Annotated in this window: 19 protein-coding genes and 1 tRNA gene; 13 read left to right on the forward strand and 7 right to left on the reverse strand. The window is 63.4% G+C overall.

Going from position 1 to position 22,512, the window contains the following annotated elements:
• Positions 1-110 precede the first annotated feature (110 nt).
• The 4 genes from PC358_RS22805 (at position 111) to PC358_RS22820 (ending at position 4,270) form a co-directional block, all read left to right on the forward strand.
• Positions 111-995 carry an alpha/beta fold hydrolase gene (locus PC358_RS22805; RefSeq protein ID WP_033702732.1) on the forward strand — a complete coding sequence of 295 codons (885 nt, stop codon included), beginning with the start codon at positions 111-113 and terminating at the stop codon, positions 993-995.
• Positions 996-1,106: 111 nt separating this feature from the next.
• Positions 1,107-1,180: transfer RNA gene (locus PC358_RS22810), tRNA-Gly, on the forward strand.
• 233 nt (positions 1,181-1,413) lie between these two features.
• Positions 1,414-3,111 (forward strand): SulP family inorganic anion transporter, encoded by a 1,698-nt coding sequence (locus tag PC358_RS22815; RefSeq protein WP_033702733.1) that lies wholly within the window; start codon positions 1,414-1,416, stop codon positions 3,109-3,111.
• A gap of 148 nt (positions 3,112-3,259) precedes the next feature.
• Positions 3,260-4,270, forward strand: coding sequence for a DUF4917 family protein (locus PC358_RS22820; RefSeq protein WP_033702734.1), 1,011 nt, complete (start codon positions 3,260-3,262; stop codon positions 4,268-4,270).
• A gap of 398 nt (positions 4,271-4,668) precedes the next feature.
• Here the strand turns inward: PC358_RS22820 and PC358_RS22825 are convergent, their stop codons facing one another.
• Entirely contained in the window at positions 4,669-5,889 is a 1,221-nt protein-coding gene (locus tag PC358_RS22825) for a class I SAM-dependent methyltransferase (RefSeq protein ID WP_033702735.1), read from the reverse strand.
• Between the two features lie 99 nt (positions 5,890-5,988).
• Complete coding sequence (locus PC358_RS22830) at positions 5,989-6,606, reverse strand: TPM domain-containing protein (protein WP_033702995.1); 618 nt, start codon at positions 6,604-6,606, stop codon at positions 5,989-5,991.
• 186 nt (positions 6,607-6,792) lie between these two features.
• On the opposite strand from PC358_RS22830, the gene bglX reads away from it, so the two are divergent.
• The 7 genes from bglX to PC358_RS22865 all read left to right on the forward strand — a co-directional run bounded on the left by bglX (position 6,793) and on the right by PC358_RS22865 (position 16,412).
• The gene (bglX, locus tag PC358_RS22835; protein WP_033702736.1) at positions 6,793-9,084 is read left to right on the forward strand and encodes a beta-glucosidase BglX; all 2,292 of its coding nucleotides are present in this window, start codon (positions 6,793-6,795) and stop codon (positions 9,082-9,084) included.
• 83 nt (positions 9,085-9,167) lie between these two features.
• On the forward strand, positions 9,168-10,925 hold the full coding sequence (locus PC358_RS22840) for a sensor histidine kinase (protein ID WP_033702737.1): 1,758 nt from the start codon (positions 9,168-9,170) through the stop codon (positions 10,923-10,925).
• Positions 10,919-12,250, forward strand: coding sequence for a sigma-54-dependent transcriptional regulator (locus PC358_RS22845; RefSeq protein ID WP_033702738.1), 1,332 nt, complete (start codon positions 10,919-10,921; stop codon positions 12,248-12,250). Before PC358_RS22840 ends, PC358_RS22845 begins: the two co-directional genes overlap by 7 nt.
• 252 nt (positions 12,251-12,502) lie before the next feature.
• A complete protein-coding gene (locus tag PC358_RS22850) occupies positions 12,503-13,822 on the forward strand; it encodes an MFS transporter (protein WP_033702996.1) in 1,320 nt (439 codons plus the stop codon).
• 155 nt (positions 13,823-13,977) lie between these two features.
• Positions 13,978-15,117: a Fic family protein gene (locus PC358_RS22855; protein ID WP_033702739.1), complete on the forward strand. Its 1,140-nt coding sequence runs from the start codon at positions 13,978-13,980 to the stop codon at positions 15,115-15,117.
• Between the two features lie 277 nt (positions 15,118-15,394).
• Positions 15,395-15,682 carry a hypothetical protein gene (locus PC358_RS22860; protein ID WP_033702740.1) on the forward strand — a complete coding sequence of 96 codons (288 nt, stop codon included), beginning with the start codon at positions 15,395-15,397 and terminating at the stop codon, positions 15,680-15,682.
• Between the two features lie 118 nt (positions 15,683-15,800).
• The gene (locus PC358_RS22865; RefSeq protein WP_033702741.1) at positions 15,801-16,412 is read left to right on the forward strand and encodes a flavin reductase family protein; all 612 of its coding nucleotides are present in this window, start codon (positions 15,801-15,803) and stop codon (positions 16,410-16,412) included.
• On the opposite strand, the gene PC358_RS22870 is transcribed toward PC358_RS22865, so the two are convergent.
• Together PC358_RS22870 and PC358_RS22875 are read right to left on the reverse strand one after the other, a co-directional pair.
• A complete protein-coding gene (locus PC358_RS22870) occupies positions 16,413-16,679 on the reverse strand; it encodes a hypothetical protein (protein WP_033702742.1) in 267 nt (88 codons plus the stop codon).
• Between the two features lie 22 nt (positions 16,680-16,701).
• On the reverse strand, positions 16,702-16,995 hold the full coding sequence (locus PC358_RS22875) for a putative quinol monooxygenase (RefSeq protein WP_033702743.1): 294 nt from the start codon (positions 16,993-16,995) through the stop codon (positions 16,702-16,704).
• A gap of 200 nt (positions 16,996-17,195) precedes the next feature.
• On the opposite strand from PC358_RS22875, the gene PC358_RS22880 reads away from it, so the two are divergent.
• Complete coding sequence (locus PC358_RS22880) at positions 17,196-18,116, forward strand: AraC family transcriptional regulator (RefSeq protein WP_033702744.1); 921 nt, start codon at positions 17,196-17,198, stop codon at positions 18,114-18,116.
• Positions 18,117-18,165: 49 nt separating this feature from the next.
• Here PC358_RS22880 and PC358_RS22885 read toward each other — a convergent pair whose 3' ends face one another.
• Positions 18,166-19,803 (reverse strand): 5-guanidino-2-oxopentanoate decarboxylase, encoded by a 1,638-nt coding sequence (locus PC358_RS22885; protein ID WP_033702745.1) that lies wholly within the window; start codon positions 19,801-19,803, stop codon positions 18,166-18,168.
• 114 nt (positions 19,804-19,917) lie between these two features.
• Here PC358_RS22885 and PC358_RS22890 point away from each other — a divergent pair, with 114 nt between their 5' ends.
• Complete coding sequence (locus tag PC358_RS22890; protein ID WP_033702746.1) at positions 19,918-20,802, forward strand: LysR substrate-binding domain-containing protein; 885 nt, start codon at positions 19,918-19,920, stop codon at positions 20,800-20,802.
• Between the two features lie 127 nt (positions 20,803-20,929).
• On the opposite strand, the gene PC358_RS22895 is transcribed toward PC358_RS22890, so the two are convergent.
• The gene (locus PC358_RS22895) at positions 20,930-21,544 is read right to left on the reverse strand and encodes an NAD(P)-dependent oxidoreductase (RefSeq protein WP_033702747.1); all 615 of its coding nucleotides are present in this window, start codon (positions 21,542-21,544) and stop codon (positions 20,930-20,932) included.
• Positions 21,545-21,571: 27 nt separating this feature from the next.
• Positions 21,572-22,447, reverse strand: coding sequence for an MBL fold metallo-hydrolase (locus PC358_RS22900; RefSeq protein WP_033702748.1), 876 nt, complete (start codon positions 22,445-22,447; stop codon positions 21,572-21,574).
• Positions 22,448-22,512: the final 65 nt, after the last annotated feature.

The following is a 22,512-nucleotide window of genomic DNA, read 5'->3' on the forward strand; positions in this document are numbered from 1 at the left end:
AAGGATCGACACTGGGCCCCCCGTTACTCTTCAAGGCAAATGCCTACCTGTCATAAAGAACGTGCACCCTAGGTGACGCGAATACCCTTTTTGCGCCAGGAGTCGATGACATGAGGCCAGAAATTGCTGTACTTGATATCCAAGGTCAGTATCGGGTTTACACGGAGTTCCATCGCGCGGATGCAGCCGAGAAGACGATCATTTTGATCAACGGCTCGCTGGCCACTACGGCCTCGTTCGCCCAGACGGTGCGTAACCTGCACCCGCAATTCAACGTCGTGCTGTTCGACCAGCCGTACGCCGGCAAGTCCAAGCCGCACAACCGCCAGGAGCGGCTGATTACCAAGGAGGCCGAGGCGCATATCCTTCTTGAGCTGATCGAGCACTTCCAGGCCGACCACGTGATGTCGTTCTCGTGGGGCGGTGCAAGCACGCTGCTGGCGCTGGCGCACCAGCCGCGGCGGGTGAAGAAGGCCGTGGTGAGTTCGTTCTCGCCGGTGATCAATGAACCGATGCGCGACTACCTGGACCGTGGCTGCCAGTACTTGGCCGCCTGTGATCGCTACCAGGTCGGCAACCTGGTCAACGACACCATCGGCAAGCACCTGCCGTCACTGTTCAAGCGCTTCAACTACCGCCACGTCAGCAGCCTGGACAGCCACGAGTACGCGCAGATGCACTTTCACATCAACGAGGTGCTGCAACATGACCTGGAACGGGCATTGAGCAGGGCGCGCAACATCGACATCCCGGTGCTGTTCATCAACGGCGAACGTGACGAATACACCACGGCCGAAGATGCCCGTGAGTTTGGCCGCCATGTAGGCAAGAGCCACTTCAGTGTCATCCGCGATGCCGGGCACTTCCTCGACATGGAGACCAAGGCAGCCTGCGAAGACACCCGCAGCGTACTGCTCGGCTTCCTCAAGCCAACCGAGCGTGAGCCACGTCAACGCTACCAGCACGTACAGGGGCAGCATGCACTGGCCATCTGAGCGCATCGGCGTCCTGTAGTGATTACCCGCAGGCTATGGGCCGCCGACAAGCTTTTTTATAACTTGGGCTTCTAATTCGTGAAGGGTTCTGGTAAAAAGTCGAACGCAGACGCGGGTATAGTTTAGTGGCAAAACGAAAGCTTCCCAAGCTTTAGTTGAGGGTTCGATTCCCTCTACCCGCTCCACCACGCATTCCCGCATGACGTTCCAGCAACGTCATCGCTGTTTAAAGGAGCCTTGGCTCCTTTTTTCGTTTCTGGTCCCCGCCTTTCCATCTCCAAGCCCTTTCCTTGACCTGGCCCATGGCCACTTTGTTGCCGATCCGCTTGAATGCGCGACCGACGAATCCGCTTGCAAGCGAAACGGCTTGAAGCGCATATGCGTCAGGGATTCGTGAAACATTCAGAAAGGACCCCGCATGTTTCTGTCCCGCTGGCTACCTGGCCTCGCCAACCTGCTGCACTACCGCCGCGCGTGGTTCCACGCTGACCTGCAGGCCGGGTTGTCGGTTGCCGCCATCCAGATCCCCATCGCCATCGCCTACGCCCAGATCGTCGGCCTGCCACCGCAATATGGCCTGTATGCGTGCGTACTGCCCATGATGGTGTACGCCCTGATCGGCAGTTCGCGCCAGCTGATGGTCGGCCCGGACGCCGCCACTTGCGCAATGATCGCCGGCGCCGTGGCGCCCCTGGCACTGGGCGACCCACAGCGCATCGCCGAACTGTCGGTGATCGTCACCGTGCTGGTTGGCGTGATGCTGATCGCGGCGGGGCTGGCCCGAGCGGGCTTCATCGCCAGTTTCTTCTCGCGGCCGATCCTGATCGGCTACCTCAACGGCATCGGCCTGAGCCTGATCGCCGAGCAGTTGTCCAAGGTGGTGGGGTTCAAGATCGAGGGCGATGGGTTCATCCTCAGCCTGGTCAACTTCCTGCAGCGCCTGGGCGAGATTCACCTGCCTACCCTGGCCATCGGCCTGTGCGCGCTGGCCCTGCTGATCTGGTTGCCACAGCGCTACCCACGGCTGCCTGCGGCGCTGGTGGCCGTGGCACTGTTCACCGTACTGGTCGGCCTGTTCGGCCTGGACCGCTTGGGTGTCGCCATCCTCGGCCCGGTACCGGCCGGCATGCCGCAACTGGCCTGGCCGCAAAGCAACCTGGCAGAAATGAAGAGCCTGTTGCGCGATGCCTTGGGTATCGCCACCGTCAGTTTCTGCAGCGCGATGCTCACCGCCCGCAGCTTTGCTGCACGCCATGGCTATGCCATCAATGCCAACCATGAGTTCGTGGCGCTGGGCGTAAGCAACCTGGCTGCGGGGATGTCCCAAGGGTTTGCCATCAGTGGCGCCGATTCACGCACCGCAGTCAACGACATGGTCGGCGGCAAGAGCCAACTGGTGGGGATCATCGCCGCGCTGGTGATCGCCCTGATTTTGCTGTTTTTCACCGCCCCCATGGCCTGGATCCCCCAGGCGGCGCTGGGCGCCGTGCTGCTGATGGCAGGCTGGGGGCTGATCGACATCAAGTCGCTGAAGACCATAAGGCGCCTGAGCCGCTTCGAGTTCTGGCTGTGCCTGCTGACCACGGTTGGCGTACTGGGCCTGGGCGTGCTGCCGGGTATCGTATTTGCCGTGACCCTGGCGATCCTGCGCTTGCTGTACAGCATCTACCAACCCACCGACGCGGTGCTGGGCTGGCTGCCAGGCACCGAGGGCCAGGTCGACATCCGCAAGTTCAAGGACGCCCGCACCGTGCCGGGCCTGGTGGTGTACCGCTTCGACGACGCGATCCTGTTCTTCAACGCCGACTACTTCAAGATGCGCCTGCTGGAAGCCGTGCAGAGCCAGGCCCAGCCCAAGGCCGTGCTGTTCGATGCCGAAGCGGTGACCAGCATCGACGTCAGCGGCATCGCCGCACTGCGCGAGGTGCGCGACACCCTGGCCGCCCAAGGCATCTTCTTCGCCATCGCCCGCGCCCGTGGCACCTTCCTGCGCATGCTGGTGCGCTCAGGGATGGCCCGGGAGATGGAGGACAAACTGCTGTTCGGCTCGGTACGGGCCGGGATCCGCGCTTACCGGGTATGGCGCAACAGGAGCCGTGCGCCAGCGGCTGAATAAAGGAAGGAGGTCATTGAACGCCACGGCGTTAATATGAATCAATATCATTATCATGCAAACCTTCTGGCCATCGCCAGCCTCAATCACCAGGGGCTTGCCTGGCATGTTAAAGTCGCCCCCGTTTCCCGCGCCGCCCAACGGACCCCGCATGCCCGCACCTGACACTCACCTCGCCACCTGGCCAGCACTCGACCAACGCCACCCTTGCGACGCCCTGCTGCTGGGCAACGGCGCCAGCCGCGCACTGTGGAAGCCGTTTGGCTATTTCTCGCTGTTCGAAGAAGCGCAACGTGCGGGCCGTAAGAAGGGTTTGGCGATCAGTGACCAGGCCCTGTTCAAGTCGCTTTCCACGGAACTGTTCGAGCCGGTGCTCAGCGCGCTGAACACCACCGTACGGGCCAATGCCGCCCTGGCCATCAACTCCACCGCGCCGCTGAACCGCTATTACTCGATCAAGGAAGCGCTGATCCATGCTGTGCGCACGCTGCACCTGCCCTGGCCGCTGATGCCGGCCACCACGCTGGCCACGCTGAACCAGGCCCTGCGCGGCTATCGCAACATCTACACCAGCAACTACGACCTGATCCTGCCATGGGCCGTGCAGCACGCCCCGCAAGGTTTTGCCGAGCTGTTCGATGAGCAGGGTTTTTTCGACGTACGCCGCACCCGCAGCGAAGGCACCCGCGTACTGCACCTGCATGGCGGCCTGCACCTGCTGAAGCTGCCGGATGGCACTACCCGCCAGCGCAGCGCCGAAAGCGCCGAACTGCTCGATGGCTTTGCCGTGAACATTCCGGGTGAAGTGCCGTTGTTCGTCAACGAAGACCGCAGCGACGAGAAGCTTCGCGCTATTCGTCACTCGGACTACCTGAACTGGTGCCTGGGGCAACTCGCGCAGGAAAGCCAGGGGCTGTGCCTGTTCGGGCAGCATCTGGACAACAGTGACCAGCACTTGGTCGAGGCTGTTCGCCAAGCTCGCCCCCGCCATTTGTCGATTGCCATCCGGCCGTTGGGGGAGGCTTCGGTGATCAATCAGCAGCAGCACTACATTGATCGGTTCGGGGATCTGCCGGCGACTGCGCTGCACTTTTTCGATGCGAGCACGCATCCGTTGGGGTTGGCGGAACTGGCGATCGAGGTGCCGACTGCTCGCCGTTGAGGCGGGTGTTTGTTCGCCATCACATTTTTAGCGCCTTTGAGACCGAGCGCCGCCCGCGCGGCGCATCGCGACGCAAGGCCGCTCCTACATTTGTTTCGGGCCAGTGAGGCCAGTGGCATTTGCGCGCGACCGCCTTGTTTGTACGACGCGATATTGAGGCGGGCACCAAGGGGCCGCGCGCCAATCCCTCAGGAATAATTGGCCCGAAACAGATGTAGGAGCGGCCTTGCGTCGCGATGCGCCGCGCGGGCGGCGCTCGATCTTATAGGCGCTGAACCTCCCAAGGCATGCCCGGCGGCGCTCGATCTCATAGGCGCTAAACCTCCCAAGGCATGCCCGGCGGCGCTCGATCTCACAGGCACTGCATCAATCAAGGCATGCGCGCAAAACCCCACCCCTCAACCCGCAATCAACCCATCCCCGCGCAACAGTGTCTCCAGGCAATGCTCCTGCACCCCATAAAACGCCTTGAGCTGCGCAATCTTCTCCAGCAGCGCCCCGTTATCCACCGCCTGCCTGCGCTTGACCGCCAGAATCATCTTGTTCTTGTTGGTGTGCTCCAGCGAGATGAACTCGAACACCTTGGTCTCATAACCACAGGCTTCCAGGTACAGCGCGCGCAGGCTGTCGGTGAGCATCTCGGCCTGCTGCCCCAGGTGCAGGCCGTACTGCAGCATCGGCTGCAGCAACCCCGGGCTGTGCAACTGCGGGCGGATCTGTTTGTGACAGCACGGCGAACACATGATGATCGCGGCGTTGCAACGGATGCCGGTGTGGATGGCGTAGTCGGTGGCGATGTCGCAGGCGTGCAAGGCGATCATCACCTCGATCGCTTCGGGCACCACGCTGCGCACATCACCGCACTGGAACTCAAGGCCAGGGTGCTCAAGCCGCGCAGCGGCGGCGTTGCACAGGTCGACCATTTCCTGGCGCAGCTCGACACCCGTCACCTGGGCTTCGCGGCCCAGGGTATTGCGCAAGTAGTCGTGCATGGCAAAGGTCAGGTAGCCCTTGCCCGAGCCGAAGTCGGCCACCCGCAGGGCCTGTTCGGCTGGCACCGGCGCGCTGGCCAGGGCGTGCTCGAACACCTCGATGAACTTGTTGATCTGCTTCCACTTGCGCGACATCGACGGGATCAACGCCCCTTGTGCATCGGTCACACCCAGGTCACGCAGGAATGGCCGCGACAATTCCAGGTAGCGCTTCTTCTCGCGGTCATGGGCACTGCTCGCTGCCGCTTCACGCGGGGCCTGGGCGCCGTGGCGCTGGAGCATGGGCTTGCCCTTCTTGCTGAACGTCAACTGCACTTCGCCGTCGGCATCGAACAGGTGGGCATTGCGAAAACTCTCAGGCAGCAATTCAGCCACCAGCACTTCGGCCTGCTCCAGCGGCAGGTTGCGGGTGATGTCCCGGGTCTGGTGGCGATACACCAGCGACAGGCAGGGCTGGCCCTTGACCTGCAACGGTTTGGCGATGATCCGCTGCAAGGTCGAGTCGGCACCGACGTGGCGCGCCAGCACCAGTTTGACCAAGGTATTGCCGTGCAGGGCGGTGCTCAACAGCGCGAGGAACTGGGCACGCGCATCTGGCGCGGTTGAAGCAGAAGAACTGGCGGACATGAAAAACGGTGCCTCGGGTAGCAGGGGGCGCGTTGCGCAATGCCCCGTATTCTACAGGTGTGGCGGCGAGCTTGCCGCCCCCTCACTCGCCAGCCGCGTTCAGTCCAGAATGACCAGGCGATTAGGCAGCTCGTTGCGCGTATGGGTGGGGGGTACATGCTGGCTGAGTGCCTCGCCACAGGCCTCGATGCATTCGACAAACCCCTGCACGGTCCGACCCTGGCGGACCTGTTCGGCAAAACGGCCGACGATGGCCGCGCGGGCGCTGGCATCGAGGTAACGCTCGACCCCTTGGTCGACCAGGATCTCCACATGCCGCTCCGCCTCGCTGACGAAAATCAGCACCCCCGTGGCAGCCGTGGTGCGCTGCAGGTTCTGCTCGCGAAACTGCTGACGGGCCAGGCTCGACGCACGCCAGCGGCGCAAGGCACGGGGGATCAACCAGCCGGCCAGGCGCGGGTTGCGCAACAGCAGGCACAAACCGATGAACACCAGCACATTGGCCACCAGCAGGCCACGCATACCGGGCCAGCCAAGCACTAACTGCAGCAGGCCAGGCACGGCCAAGGCCAGCACGGCAGCCCAGAACAGCGGCAGGTAGGCGTAATCGTCGGCACGCCTGGCCAGCACCGTGACCAGTTCGGCATCGGTGCGCCGTTCGGCGCGGGCAATGGCTTCGGCGATCTGGCGTTGATCGTATTCGTTGAAAGGGGTCATGCCAGCGGTCTCTCGATCGATCTTATTGTTGTTGTCCAGGCACGCAGGGCGCCATCGGCAGCCGATATATTCAGGCATAATCCGCCGCTGGCAGCATTGCCCCCGAACTGTACAACAATAGTCGCCTGATAACTTCGGCCGCGCGCGTATCACTGTGGATACGGTAGAGGCCCCACAACGGAATCCATGATGAAACTGTCTTTGCTGGGCCTGGCCATGGGCCTTGCCAGTCAGGCGGCCCTCGCCGCCCAAACCGCCCCGCCCCTGCAAGACAAGCAGGCGTTCATCAATCACCTGATCAGCCAGATGACCGAGGCCGAGAAGATCGGCCAGTTGCGCCTGATCAGCATCGGCCCGGAGATGCCGCACGAGAAGATCCGCGAGGAAATCGCCGCAGGGCGTATCGGCGGTACCTTCAACTCGCGCACCGCGCCCGAGAACCGGCCGATGCAGGACGCGGCCATGCGCAGCCGTCTGAAGATTCCGATGTTCTTCGCCTACGACACCGTGCACGGCGAACGCACCATTTTCCCGATCGGCCTGGGCATGGCCGCCACCTGGGACATGGACGCCATTGCCAAGGTCGGCCGCACCGCAGCCATCGAAGCCGCGGCCGACGCCCTGGACATGACCTTCGCCCCGATGGTCGATATCGCCCGCGACCCGCGCTGGGGCCGCACCAGTGAAGGTTTCGGTGAAGACACCTACCTGACCTCCAGAATCGGCCAGGTGATGGTCCGCTCGTTCCAGGGCAGCAGCCCGGCCAACCCCGACAGCATCATGGCCATCGTCAAGCACTTCGCCCTGTACGGCGCGGTGGAAGGCGGCCGCGACTACAACACGGTCGATATGAGCCTGCCGAAAATGTACAACGACTACCTGCCGCCCTACCGCGCCGCGCTCGACGCAGGTGCGGGCGGAGTGATGGTGGCGCTCAACTCGATCAATGGCGTGCCAGCCACCTCCAATACCTGGTTGATGAACGACCTGCTGCGCAAGGAGTGGGGCTTCAAGGGCGTGACCATCAGCGACCACGGCGCCATCCAGGAGCTGATTCGCCACGGCGTCGCCCGCGACGGCCGAGAAGCCGCGAAGCTTGCGATCAAGGCCGGCATCGACATGAGCATGAACGACACCCTGTACGGCGAAGAGCTGCCAGGGCTGCTGAAGGCCGGCGAAGTGACCCAGGGCGAGCTGGACCAGGCGGTGCGCGAAGTGCTGGGCGCCAAGTACGACATGGGCCTGTTCAAAGACCCGTACGTGCGAATCGGCAAGGCCGAAACCGACCTCAAGGACTACTACGGCAACGACCGCCTGCACCGCGACGCCGCGCGTGACGTGGCCCGCCGCAGCCTGGTCCTGCTGGAAAACCGCAACCAGACCCTGCCCCTGAAGAAGGCCGGCACGATCGCCCTGGTCGGCCCGCTGGCCGATGCACCGATCGACATGATGGGCAGCTGGGCCGCCGACGGCAAACCGGTGCATTCGGTGACCGTGCGCGAAGGCCTGCGCCGCGCCGTGGATGGCAAGGCCAAGCTGGTCTACGCCAAAGGCTCCAACATCACCGGCGACAAGGCGATCTTCGACTATCTGAACTTCCTCAACTTCGATGCCCCGGAAATCGTCGATGACCTGCGCCCAGCCGCCGTGCTGATCGATGAAGCAGTCAAGGCGGCCCAGCAGGCCGACGTGGTAGTGGCAGTGGTCGGCGAGTCGCGCGGCATGTCCCACGAGTCGTCGAGCCGCACCACCCTGGAGATCCCGGCCAGCCAGCGCGAGCTGATCAAGGCCCTGAAAGCCACCGGCAAACCGCTGGTACTGGTGCTGATGAATGGCCGGCCGCTGTCGATCGCCTGGGAGCGTGAGCAGGCCGACGCCCTGCTCGAAACCTGGTTCAGCGGCACCGAGGGCGGCAATGCCATCGCCGACGTGCTGTTCGGCGATTACAACCCGTCCGGCAAACTGGCCATCACCTTCCCGCGTTCGGTCGGGCAGATTCCGATGTACTACAACCACACACGCATTGGCCGGCCGTTCACCCCCGGCAAGCCTGGCAACTACACCTCGCAGTACTTCGAAGAGCCCAACGGCCCGTTGTATCCGTTTGGTTATGGTTTGAGCTACAGCAGCTTCGAACTGTCGGGCCTGACCCTGTCGGCCAAGGACCTCAAGCGTGGCGATACGCTGGAGGCCAAGGTCACGGTGAAGAACACCGGCAAACGCGACGGCGAAACCGTGGTGCAGCTGTATCTGCAGGACGTTTCGGCGTCCATGAGCCGCCCGGTCAAGGAGCTGAAGAACTTCCAGAAACTGCCGCTCAAGGCCGGCGAGTCACGGACATTGACCTTCCGCATCAGCGAAGAAGACCTGAAGTTCTACAATAGCCAACTGCAGCGGGTTGCCGAACCTGGCGAGTTCAACGTTCAGGTAGGGTTGGATTCCGAGTCGGTGCAACAGCAGAGTTTCGAGTTGCTGTGACACGCCTGTGAACAGTACCGGCCCTTCGCGGGTTTACCCGCGAACAGGCCGGCCCTGCTATCCCTTTCATGCGGATCTGCCCCATGGCTTTTTCCTTTCGCGCCCTGCGTCTGGGGCTGATCATCCTGTTCATATTGCTCGGCACCGCCCTCAGCGCGGGCTGGGCCATGCACCAGGCCAAGCGCCAGGCCATGGAGGACGACGCCCAGCGCGCCAGCCAGCAGCTCGGCCTCTATGCCAACGCACTGCACACCCTGATCGAACGCTACCGCGCCCTGCCGGCGGTGCTGGCGCTCGACCCGGAGCTGATCGAAGCGTTGCGCGGCCCGGTCAGCGAGCCGGTACAGGACGCCCTGAACCGTAAGCTCGAACGCATCAACGGTGCCGCCAACTCGTCCACCCTCGAACTGCTCGACCACACCGGGTTGGCCATCGCGGCCAGCAACTGGCGACTGCCGAGCAGCTACGTCGGCTCCAACTACGGCTTTCGCCCCTACTTCAAGCAGACCCGCAGCCAGGGCAGCGGGCGTTTCTACGCCGTCGGTGTGACCAGCGGCGTGCCAGGCTATTTCCTCGCCAGCGCGGTAACCGACGAGCAAGGCCGCTTCCTCGGTGCCATGGTAGTCAAGCTCGAGTTCCCCGAGCTGGAACGCGAATGGCGCCAAGGCAGCGATATTCTGTTGGTCAGTGATGCCCGCGGTATCACCTTCATTGCCAACCAGGACGGTTGGCGCTACCGCGAGCTGCAGCCGCTCAGCGGCGCTGACCGTGCCGAACTGGCCGAGACTCGGCAATACGACAAACAGCCTCTGGTGCCTTTGCAGCACCAGGTGCTGACCCAGTTTGCCGACAACAGCCACCTGAGCCGCGTGCATGGCCCGCAGGGGGTCGCCGAATACCTGTGGGAAAGCCTGCCGTTGCACGGTGAGGACTGGACCTTGCACCTGCTGCGCAAACCGCAGGTCGCGGCCGACGGCCGCAATGCCGCCCTGGGGGCCGCCGCCGTGTGGCTGAGCCTGGTCTTCGCGGCGCTGTTCGTCAGCCAGCGGCTGCGCCTGGCACGCTTGCGCCAGCGCAGCCGCGAAGCCCTCAAACGCCAGGTCGAGGAGCGCACCCGTGAGCTGCGAACCGCACAGGAAGGCCTGGTGCAATCGGCCAAGCTGGCTGCACTGGGGCAGATGTCAGCCGCCATGGCCCACGAGATCAATCAGCCCCTGACCACCCAACGCATGCAACTGGAGACCCTGCGCCTGCTGCTCGACCATGGCCGCTACGGCGAGGCCCGCCAAGCCCTGGAGCCGCTGGAGCAGATGCTCACGCGCATGGCCGCGCTCACCAGCCACCTGAAAACCTTTGCCCGCAACAGCCCGGTCGGGCTGCGCGAGCGGCTGGACCTGGCCTCTGTGGTCGACCAGGCACTGCACCTGCTGGACACGCGCATCCGCACCGAAGGCGTCGAGGTGGCGCTGTACCTGGCGCGCCCCGCCTGGGTCCGCGGTGATGCGATCCGCCTGGAGCAAGTGCTGATCAACCTGCTGCGCAATGCCCTCGACGCCATGGCCGACAAACGCTACAAGCGCCTGGAGGTCCGCATCGAGCTGGATAACGACCAGTGGCGCCTGAGCGTGCTCGATTCTGGGGGCGGTATTGATGATGAGCACCTGGCCAAGGTCTTCGACCCGTTTTTCACCACCAAGCCGGTGGGTGAAGGGCTAGGCCTGGGCCTGGCCATTTCCTATGGCATCGTGCATGAGGCGGGCGGCCAGCTGCAGGCCGAAAACCTGCCTGGCGGCGCACGCCTGAGCCTTACCCTGCCCCGCGACCTGGAGCCTGTATGTTGAATTCAGTGATCGTTGTCGACGATGAAGCCAGTATCCGTACCGCCGTCGAGCAATGGCTGAGCCTGTCCGGCTTCAGCGTGCAACTGTTCGCCCACGCCGAAGCGTGCCTGGCGCAACTGCCAGAGCACTTTGCCGGGGTGATCATCAGCGATGTGCGCATGCCGGGCATCGATGGCCTGCAGTTGCTCGAACGCCTGCAAATGGCTGACCCCGACCTGCCGGTGATCCTGCTGACCGGCCACGGGGACGTACCGATGGCGGTGGAGGCCATGCGCAACGGTGCCTACGACTTCCTCGAAAAGCCCTTCACCCCGCAACACCTGCTGGGCAGCCTGCGCCGAGCCCTGGAAAAACGCCAGCTGGTGCTGGAAAACCGCCGGCTGCACGAACAGGCAGACTTCAAGTCGCGCCTCGAAGGCACCCTGCTGGGCATGTCCCAAGGCCTGCAGCAACTGCGTCGGCAGGTACTGGACCTGGCCGGCTTGCCGGTCAATGTGCTGATCCGCGGCGAAACGGGCAGTGGCAAGGAGCGCGTGGCCCGCTGCCTGCACGATTTCGGCCCGCGGGCGGCTAAGCCCTTCGTTGCCCTCAACTGCGCGGCAATCCCCGAATCGCTGTTCGAGGCCGAGCTGTTCGGCCATGAGAGCGGTGCCTTCACGGGCGCCCAGGGTAAACGGATCGGCAAGTTGGAATATGCCAATGGTGGCACGGTGTTCCTCGATGAGATCGAGAGCATGCCCCTGGCCCAGCAGGCAAAACTGTTGCGCGTGATCCAGGAACAGAAGCTCGAACGGCTGGGCGCCAACCAGAGCATCAGCGTCGACTTGCGCATCATCGCCGCGACCAAACCCGACCTGCTGGAAGAAGCCCGTGCCGGGCGCTTTCGTGAAGACCTCGCCTACCGCCTGAACGTCGCCGAGCTGCGGCTGGCGCCGTTGCGTGAGCGGCGTGAAGACATCCCGTTGCTGTTCGAGCACTTTGCCCGTGCTGCCGCTGAGAAGCTGGGCCGAACAGCGCCGGTGCTCAGCGCCAGCCAGCTGGCGCAGCTGCTGTGCCATGACTGGCCGGGCAATGTGCGCGAGTTGGCCAACGCGGCAGAGCGGCACGCGCTGGGGCTGGGTTCGCCGAACAGTGAAGTGGTGCCGGCCGGGCAGTCGCTGGGCGAGCAGATGGAAGCGTTCGAAGCGCAGTGTTTGCGGGCGGCGTTGCGCCAGAGCAAGGGCGAGATCAAGGGGGTGATGGAGGCTTTGCAACTGCCGCGGCGGACGTTGAACGAGAAGATGCAGCGGCATGGGCTGGTGCGGGAGGATTATATCGAGCGGTAGGCGGTTTTCCGCTTATCTGATGAGCGGGGTAAGCGGATATTTGCTTATGGCGGCTCGTTTGGGGCTGCGCTGCAGCCCTTCGCGACGCAAGGCCGCTCCTGCACGGGCGCCTTGCCAGGCCTTGGTAGGCGGGCTGGGTGCCATGCGTGCCCGCAAATGAATCACTTCGCACCCATTTGGCACACCTTCTGCAATCACCGTGGCAAGCAGCGCTCCGGCGCGCTCCACAAAAACAACGAGAAGGTATCCCTGATGGATAACGCCACCTCCCTGCCCACCGGGGCGGCCATTGCGCCGACCGCAGAAAAAACCACCGCCAGCCGCCTGAAGTCGATCTTCAGCGGGTCCATCGGCAACATGGTCGAATGGTACGACTGGTACGTCTACGCCGCATTCTCGCTGTACTTCGCCAAAGCGTTCTTCCCTGCCGGCGACACCACTGCACAACTGCTCAACACCGCCGCGATCTTCGCCGTGGGCTTCCTCATGCGCCCGATCGGTGGCTGGCTGATGGGCCTGTACGCCGACCGCAAAGGCCGCAAGGCCGCACTGATGGCCTCGGTGCTGCTGATGTGCGCAGGCTCCCTGGTCATTGCCCTGACCCCTGGCTATGAAACCATCGGCGTCGCCGCCCCAATTCTGCTGGTGCTTGCGCGCTTGCTGCAGGGCCTGTCGGTGGGCGGTGAGTACGGCACCTCGGCCACCTACCTCAGCGAGATGGCCAGCAAGGAACGCCGTGGCTTCTTCTCCAGCTTCCAGTACGTGACCCTGATCTCTGGCCAGCTCATCGCCCTGGCGGTGCTGATCATCCTGCAGCAGACGCTGACTACCGAGCAGCTGTATGCCTGGGGCTGGCGTGTGCCCTTCGTGATCGGCGCGCTGTGCGCGGTGGTTGCGCTGTACCTGCGTCGCGGCATGGAAGAGACCACCTCCTTCACCAAGAAGGAGAAGGCCAAGGAAAGCCTGATGCGCACCCTGATGCGTCATCCCAAAGAGCTGATGACCGTGGTCGGCCTGACCATGGGCGGCACTCTGGCCTTCTACACCTACACCACTTACATGCAGAAGTACCTGGTCAACACGGTGGGCATGAGCATCACCGACTCGACCACCATCTCGGCCGCCACGCTGTTCCTGTTCATGTGCCTGCAACCGCTGGTCGGCGGCTTGTCCGACAAGATCGGCCGACGCCCGATCCTGATCGCCTTCGGTGTGCTCGGCACCCTGTTCACCGTGCCGATCCTCAGCACCCTGCACACCGTGCAAAGCTGGTGGGGCGCGTTCTTCCTGATCATGGCTGCGCTGATCATCGTCAGCGGCTACACCTCGATCAATGCAGTGGTCAAAGCCGAGTTGTTCCCGACCGAGATCCGCGCCCTGGGCGTTGGCCTGCCGTACGCCCTGACCGTATCGATCTTCGGCGGCACCGCCGAATACGTGGCCCTGTGGTTCAAGAGCAACGGCATGGAAACCGGCTTCTACTGGTACGTCACCGGCTGCATCGCCTGCTCGCTGCTGGTGTATGCCACCATGAAAGACACCAAGCAGCATTCGCGGATCACCACTGACTGATTCAGGTCCGCGGGTCTTGAACAGGGGCGCTCCTTCATGGGGGCGCCCCTTTTTTGCGGTGGGTCACCGTACGTGAGCCGAATAGCGCTATTATTCGGCTCACATAATGAGCCGAATAGACAGCTCATTCGGCTCACGGGTGGAGTGAAACGATCATGAACAGCCCAATGTGGATCTGGCAGCAACCCGACTGGCCCCATTTCCAATGGCAAAGCGAGCCAATCGGGGCCTTGCTACGCGGTTGCGTCGACAGGCAAGGACGCTTACTGGGCAAGATCGGCTCCATCGACGCGCTCAGTGAGTGCCAGAACATCCTGGATACCCTCCTGCAGAACATTGTCACTTCGTCGGCGATCGAGGGTGAACAGTTGAACGTGGGTTCCGTGCGCTCCTCGCTCGCACGACGCTTGGGCATCCATGAACAAGGCCCGACCACTGTCCGCAGCGAAGGGCTCGCGCAACTGATGCTGGATGCGACGCAAGGGTACGACCAGCCGCTGACCTTGCAGCGTCTGTTCACCTGGCATCACTGGTTGTTCCCTGCGGTGGAAGAAAGCCTGAGCAAAGCGATACGGGTGGGCCAGCTGCGTGCCGAGGCACCGATGCAGGTGATTTCAGGACGCCTCGACAAGCCCACGGTACATTTCCAGGCACCGCCCCGTGATAGCCTGGAAGGACAGGTCGATGCTTTTCTCGACTGGTTTGCCAGCAGCCGCCAAGCAACCAACCTGGACCCGCTGTTACGTGCAGGCATCGCGCATTTCTGGTTCGTCACGCTGCACCCTTTCGACGATGGCAATGGCCGCCTGACCCGGGCCATCACCGACTTGGCGCTGGCTCAGGCAGAGCGGCAGGCGATTCGTTTCTATGCCATGTCTGCAAGCATCCTCGAAGACCGGACTGGCTATTACCAGATATTGGAGAGCAGTCAGAAAGGCGACCTTGATATCACCCGCTGGCTGACCTGGTTTCTCGAAACCCTGCTACGCAGTCTCGAACAGGCTTTGCTGAATATCGACCGGATACTCAGCAAAGCCAGGTTCTGGCAAACACACCGCGCGGACGGCCTGTTGCCCGAACAGGTCAAGGTACTTAACAGGCTGCTCGACGGAGGCCCACGCGGCTTCGAAGACGGTATCAATGCCGCGCAGTACCAGGCCGTGGCGAAAGTCTCCAAGGCCACCGCAACCCGTCACCTCACCGACCTGCTCGACAAGGCTTGCCTGACCCGCCTGCCAGGTGGAGGGCGCAGCACACGTTATCGCATCAATACTCAGGACATCCCAAGCGCCTGACGGGGTTCACGCCGCTGGTAATAGGTGGCCATAAAGACTGATTTTCGATCTTAACGCCCCATTAATTTCACGCCGTCATTCTGCAAGGGCTGACGAAGCGATGATCCGCGCCCAGACAATACACCTCAGGCCCACTGCCTGATTCACCGTCAGCATGGGCTAACCAATCGATTAAAACGATATTTAGACGCTATTTTTTGCGCTTTTTAATCAATTTTATAAGCGTAGGATTAAACCCATAGAAACAACAACCCCTCGCCACCCTGGAGCAACGACCATGAAAAACAAACTGATCCTCACCCTGGCCCTTTCGGTTTTCGCTGCTGGCGCCTTCGCCGAAGACGGCTTCGATCGTACCAATGCCCATACCTTCGCAGCGGTGCAAACCCAAGCCGCCACTTACGCCGAAGACGGCTTCGACCGCACCGGCGGCCAACGCTTCGCCGAGGACGGCTACGACCGCACTGGCGCCCAACGCTTCGCTGAAGATGGCTTCGACCGCACCGGCGGCCAGCGCTTCGCCGAAGACGGCTTCGATCGCACCAACGCTCACCGCATCAGCTGACCCCTGATGCGCGTACCCAGCCCGGCTTCGGCCGGGCTTGATCATTTTCAGGCGGGCACAGGCTTGGCACACTAGAGGCCTTCGTCCCCAAGAGGTAGGGCAAGCAAGCCCAGCACCGATGTATTACTACGAACCTGCCAAAGGCCACGGCCTGCCCCACGACCCCTTCAACGCCATCGTCGGCCCCCGCCCCATTGGCTGGATCTCGTCCCACGACCGCGAAGGCCGCCTGAACCTGGCGCCCTACAGTTTTTTCAACGCCTTCAACTACATCCCGCCGATCATCGGTTTCTGTAGTGTCGGGCGCAAAGACAGCCTGAACAACATCGAGCAGACCGGCGAGTTTGTCTGGAACCTGGCGACCCGGCCTTTGGCCGAGGCGATGAACCAGAGCTGTGCGGCGGTAGCGGCAGACATCGATGAGTTCGCGTTGAGCGGCCTGACGCCAGCACCGTCGCGTGTGGTGCAGGTGCCCCGCGTAGGCGAAACGCCGGTGGCGTTCGAGTGCAAGGTCAGCCAGATCGTCCAGCTGCAGCGGGCGGACCAGGCGCTGGTGCCCAGCTGGCTGATCCTGGGTGAAGTGGTGGCGGTGCACATTGCCGAGCACCTGCTCAAGGACGGCATCTACGATACCGCTGCCGCCGAGCCGATCTTGCGTGGTGGCGGCCCGGCGGATTACTTCGAACTGGGCAACCTGTTCAAGATGGCCAGGCCGCAGGCGGGCAACTGATCACCAGATCAGCTCGCCCTCATCACTGACGCCCTGCAGGCGTTCGAGTTCGGCGCAGGCGGCCTCGTCGGCCGCCATGGCGCCCTTGAACACCTGGCCGTCCAGTACCTTGTGAAAGCGCGGGGCGCCGCCCATGCCAAGCGCTTTCACCGCAATGGCCGCGTTGTAGCCACCCCCTTCCACCGGGACCATCGCCGAAACCGCTTCGAACTGCGGGAATTCTCTACGTGCCATGCTGCGCTCCGCGCCATTGATCGAGGGCGGCATTCTAACCTGCACACACCAGCGATCAATCGAAGGTATGCAAATCCAGGCTGCTGACCACCTGAGCCTGCACCAGCTCACCGAACACCTCCAGGGTCGGTGACGCGAAGTAGCCGCTCATCGCCTGCTGGTCGCGCCAGCTGCCGCTGAGCAGCCAAAGGTCGGCGTCGGCCTGCGAGCGCTGGACCGTGAAGCTAAGGCAACCCGGTGTACGCAAAGAAGGCTCGAGCAGATCGCGCAGGCGCGCGCCCAGCTCTGCCGAACGTCCGCTGCTGGCACGAATGAAAGCCAAGTGGGTGACCGGTTGTCGTTGGGTCATTGCACGATCTCCTTGAAGCAGGCGGACGAAAAACCAGGCTGCCAAGGTTAGAGGCTGGCGCGCGCGACGCGTTAGGCTATTACTGCACGGCGATTGCCTGATCCTGCAGCACGGCAGGATCAGGCAATCGCCGTGCAGCTTTCGACTAGCGCCCGCCATTGCCCAAACCTATGCTGCGTCAGTCAGTAGAGGAAACCATCATGACCACCGCCACGCCCATCGAGCCGTCCCTGGAAGTGCAACGCCAGGAGCTGGCCGAGCTGATCCGCCGCCATGCCGGCGAGCCCCAAGGCACGGTGTCGGCCATCGACGACCTGTATCTGGTGCGCTACACGGAAAACATCCGCGCCATGCCTACCTTGGCGTTGCCGGCGTTGTGCATCCTGGCACAGGGCAGCAAAAGCCTGTTCCTCGGTGACGAGCAGTACGCCTATGACCCGCTGCACTACATGGTGGTGTCGGTGACCTTGCCGATCAGCGCGGCCAAACTCGATGCCAGCCCCGAAAACCCCAGCCTGGGCTTGCGACTGGATCTTGACCCAGCCGAAATCAGCCAACTGATCGCCGAAAGTGGGCCGATGTTGGTGCCCAACCTGCCGTCCGGCCGTGGGCTGTATGTGGAGAGGACCGACGCACAGTTGCTTGACGCGCTGCTGCGGCTGATCCGCCTGCTGGATTCGCCACGGGACATTGCCATGCTGGCGCCGCTGTTCCGCCGAGAAATTCTCTACCGCCTGCTGCGTGGCCCGCAGGGCTATCGGCTGTATGAGATCGCCTTGGCCAACAGCCAGACCCACCGAGTCTGCCAGGCCATTACCTGGCTCAACCAGAACTTCCAGCAGCCGTTGCGCATCGAGGACCTGGCCCGGGAGGTCAACCTCAGCACCTCGACCTTGCACCATCGGTTCAAGGCCGTGACGTCCATGAGCCCACTGCAGTACCAAAAGCAATTGCGCCTGCAAGAGGCACGGCGGTTGATGCTCAATGACGGGCTTGAAGCCGCAGTGGCGGGCTATCGGGTCGGGTATGAAAGCCCGTCGCAGTTCAGCCGCGAATACAGCAGGCTGTACGGCGCGCCGCCGATTCGCGATGTGGCACGGTTGCGGGCCCCGGCCGGGTAGTTGTGCACGGCCTGTACCGGCGAAGGGGTCGGTACAGGCCGGCAGCTTTTTACGCGACCACCGCCGCCTGCCACTGATTCTGGTCAACCTGAATCAAGGTCGGCCCCTTGCGCTCCACCGCACGCCCCAACGCCGCCTGTAACTGCGCGACATCAACCACATGCTCCGCTTCGGCGCCCAAGGCCCGTGCCACGCCGATGAAGTCTGGGGTATGGATATCCACGCCGACCGGTTCGATGTCGCGATTGACCATGTACTTCTTGATTTCCTCGTACCCTTGGTTGTTCCACAACAGCACGATCAGCGGTACCTGGGCCTCCACCGCACTGGCCAGCTCCGGCAGGGTGAACTGCAAGCCACCATCGCCGATCAGGCAAACCGACGGCGCACGCTCGGCGATTTGCGCGGCGCTGCCCAGCCAGGCGCCCATCGCCGCTGGCAATGCATAGCCCAGTGTGCCGTAACCGGTCGAGGCATTGAACCAACGGCGCGGCTGGTCCATGTCCAGCGTGAGGTTGCCGGAGTACACCGGCTGGGTCGAATCGCCGACCAGAATGGCGTTGGGCAGGCGCTCGAGGATACTGCTCAGCAGGCGGGTCTGGCTCAGGGTCGGCTGGTCCCAGCCGCTCGCCAGGGCCTGGCGCAGCTGCTGCACGCGCGGCTGCCCCCAGCCACCGTCACGCGCTGGCAGCGGCTGCCCCTGCAAGGCCGCGCACAGCGCCTCGGCAGCCAGTTCGGCATCGGCGACCAACGCCAGCTCGGGCAGGTAGTTGCGCACTGTCTGGTCCGGGTCGATGTCGATCCGCAGCAGACTGCCCGGGATCTCGAAGCCGCCCTTGAAGGTCACGTCATAGTCGGTTTCGGCAAGTTCGGTACCGATGGCCAGCACCACGTCCGCCTCGGCCACCAGCGCCCGCGTGGCCGGCAGCGACTGGGTGGAGCCGATTTGCAACGGGTGATCGGACGCCAGCAACCCCTTGGCATTGATCGTCAATGCTACCGGTGCCTGCAGCAGCTCTGCCAGGCGGGCCAAGGGGGCGCCAGCGCTCAACGCACCACCACCCGCCAGAATCAGCGGGCGCTTGGCCTTGGCCAGGCGCTCGGCCATCAACGCTACGGCCTGGGGGGCGGCACCTGCGCGGCTGCTGCGCACCGGGCGGCCTGGCAGCAAGTGATCGGCTGGCTCGACCAGCACGTCCAGTGGGATCTCGATATGCACAGGGCGCGGGCGGGCGCCCTCGAACACGGCAAAGGCGCGGGCCAGTACCTGTGGCAGGTCGTTGGCGCTCATCAGGGTCTGCGAGAAGGCTGCCACGCCCGACACCAATGCAGCCTGGTTCGGCAACTCGTGCAGCTTGCCGCGGCCGCCGCCCAGTTGATCGCGCGATTGCACGCTGGAAATCACCAGCATCGGGATCGAATCGGCATAGGCCTGGCCCATGGCGGTGGTGATGTTGGTCATCCCAGGGCCGGTGATGATGAAGCACACCCCTGGTTTGCCCCGGGTCCGGGCATATCCGTCGGCCATGAACCCGGCGCCTTGCTCGTGGCGCGGGGTGATATGACGAATGGAAGAAGCCGCCAGGCCGCGATAGAGCTCGACGGTATGCACGCCTGGAATGCCGAAGACATGGTCCACACCATAGCCTTCAAGGAGTTTGACCAATACTTCGCCGCAGGTTGCCATGTGTTTTTACCTTGAGTCTTGTTGGAATCTGCCCGTATTGGACCCAAGCCAACGCTATCGCCACAATGCAAAAAAACACATACTAGCCATGTCTCCACGTCATGGCTTAATGCAATGAAACGGCTACCGCCCCTGCCCGCCCTGTACACCTTCCTGGTCACAGCCCAGCACTGCAACTTCACCCGTGCGGGGCAGCAGTTGCACATCACTCAAGGCGCCGTCAGCCGGCAGATCGGCGCACTAGAAGCGCACCTCGGTTACGCCCTGTTCCAGCGCCAGGCCCGCGGCCTGAGCCTGACGCGTGAAGGCCAGGACTGGTTGCCGCGGGTGCAGCAGGTGTTTGCGCTGGTCGAACAAGGCGTGCGTGAAGTGGGTGGGCATCGCGCCACCTTGCAGCTCAAGGCGCCGACCTGCGTCATGCGTTGGCTGCTGCCACGCCTGATGGAATGGCAGGCGCTGCGCCCCGACGTACCGGTAGAGCTGACCACCACGGTGCAGCATGGCGTGGACTTCCGCCGCGAAGGCTTCGATGCGGCGGTGGTGTACGGCAGCCTGCCGAACCATGGCCTGCAGGTTCGCAAATTGTTCGACGAGCAGCTGACACCTGTCTGCGCGCCTTCACTGCTGGAAGGCGCCTTGCCGCTGGCGCAGATCGACGACCTGATGCGCCACATGCTCCTGCACCCCTCGCGTGACGAGCACGACTGGCGGCTATGGCTGCAGGCAGCTGGCGCGACGTTTGCTGCTCAAGGGCCGAAACAGCACTTCGAGACCTTGGACATGGCAATGGCCATGGCATCGCAGGGCACCGGGGTGGCCATTGGCGATTGGTCGCTGATCGGCGATGACCTGCACGGCGGACGGCTGTGCATGCCTTTTGGCTTGAAGGTGACGACCGGCAAAGGCTATTACCTGGTCAGCCAGGCCAAGCACCTGCCCGCCGGCCTGGTCGAGCTGATGGACTGGCTGCAGGCGCGCGCCAACCGCGATCCCTTGTAGGAGCGGCCTTGCGTCGCGAAAGGGTCGCGGAGCGGCCCTGGGTTTTTGGGCGCCTGTAAGAACGTAGGGGCCGCTCCGCGACCCTTTCGCGACGCAAGGCCGCTCCTACACGAGGCCGTGCTGTGGCTCAGTACCCGACGGTAAACCGCGCCCGCGAATGCGCCGGCTTTTCCAGCTCATCGAGCATGGCAATCGCATAGTCGGCAAAGGTGATCCAGCTCTTGCCGTCGGCACCGATCAGCAGATGATCCTTGCCCAGCGTGTAGTGCCCGCTCCGCTCGCCCTCGACAAACTCCGCCGACGGCGACAGGAACGTCCAGTCCAGATTCTGCTCCTGGCGCAGCACCTCGAGAAAACGCACGCCGGCACTCGCCTCGGCTTTGTAGGCCTCGGGGAAGTCCGGGCTGTCGATCACCCTGTGCCCGGAAGGCAGCAGCAGGCTGCCGGCCCCGCCCACCACCAGCAGGCGCCTGACCCCGGCGCGCTTGACCGGCTCGATGATCGCGTGCGCGTCGATAGTTGCAAAGTGCGCAGCGCTCAACACCGCGTCCACACCGGCGACAGCCGCTTGTAGCGCCGCACTGTCCTTGACGTCCAGCGCCTTGACCGTCACCCCATCACGCCCCTGCAGCCGCGACGGGTCGCGAGCAATGGCCACGACACTGTGGCCACGGCGCAGGGCTTCTTCCAGCAACTGGCTGCCGGCTCGGCCGGTGGCACCAATGATTGCGATCTTGCTCATGGGAAACACTCCATCAATTGAACGGAATTACCACTTCATCTCGCCCTTGGCGACCTTGGCACCGAGCTCCAGCGAGCTCTCGTCAGCCAGGCCCGGGTAGCGTTTTTTCATCGCCGCGATCAACGTAGCGGCATCTTTCGTCTTGGCGGCTTCGGCATCGAACGCCTCAACATAATTGGCCGTGAAGCGCACAGCGGCGAGCGAACGGCTGCTCTGGCCCAGGTAATGGCCGGGCACAACGGTGCGCGGCGCCAGCTGCTCGATGTGCTTGAGCGTGCCCAGCCAGTCGGCATGCGACTGGGCCGACTGGGTATCGGCCATCCACACGTGGATATGCTCCGCAACCACCACGCCGCCGACGACTGCCTTGATCGACGGAATCCAGACAAAACTGCGATCAGGCTGCGGCCCGTCCAGGCCGACCACCTCGAGCGTCTGGCCTTCCAGGGTCAGGCGATCGCCCGCCAGGACCTGTGGCACGACCAGCCGCGCCGGTTTGTCAGCGCCCATTTGCGGGCCCCAGTAGGCCAGCTTTGCGTCCATGGTCTGGCGAATGTGCGCAACCGTGGGCGCCGAGGCGACCACCTTGGCGGCGGGGAACGCCTGGGTCAGCGTGTCGAGGCCGAAGTAGTAGTCCGGGTCGCCATGGCTGATGTAGATGGTGGTCAGCCGCTTGCCGCCGGCACGCAACCGCTCGACCACCTGTTCAGCCTGCGCCTTGCCGAACTGGGCGTCGACCAGGATGGCATCGTGGGCGCCGCTGACAATCACCGAACTGACTGGGAAAATGGCCTCGTGCCCAGGGTTGTAGACCTCCAGCTGCAGCGGCTCGGCAGCCAGGGCCGGGCCGGTCAACGCAACACAGGCCAATAACAGGCCACGCAAGGGAGTGAATAGCGACATCGCAACGGTCCGTCTGTAGAAGAATGGTCAACAGCTTAGTTGCCAAATCCATGACAAAAAATGCG

It is taken from the genome of Pseudomonas capeferrum (assembly GCF_000731675.1).
Classification (GTDB): Bacteria; Pseudomonadota; Gammaproteobacteria; order Pseudomonadales; family Pseudomonadaceae; genus Aquipseudomonas; species Aquipseudomonas capeferrum.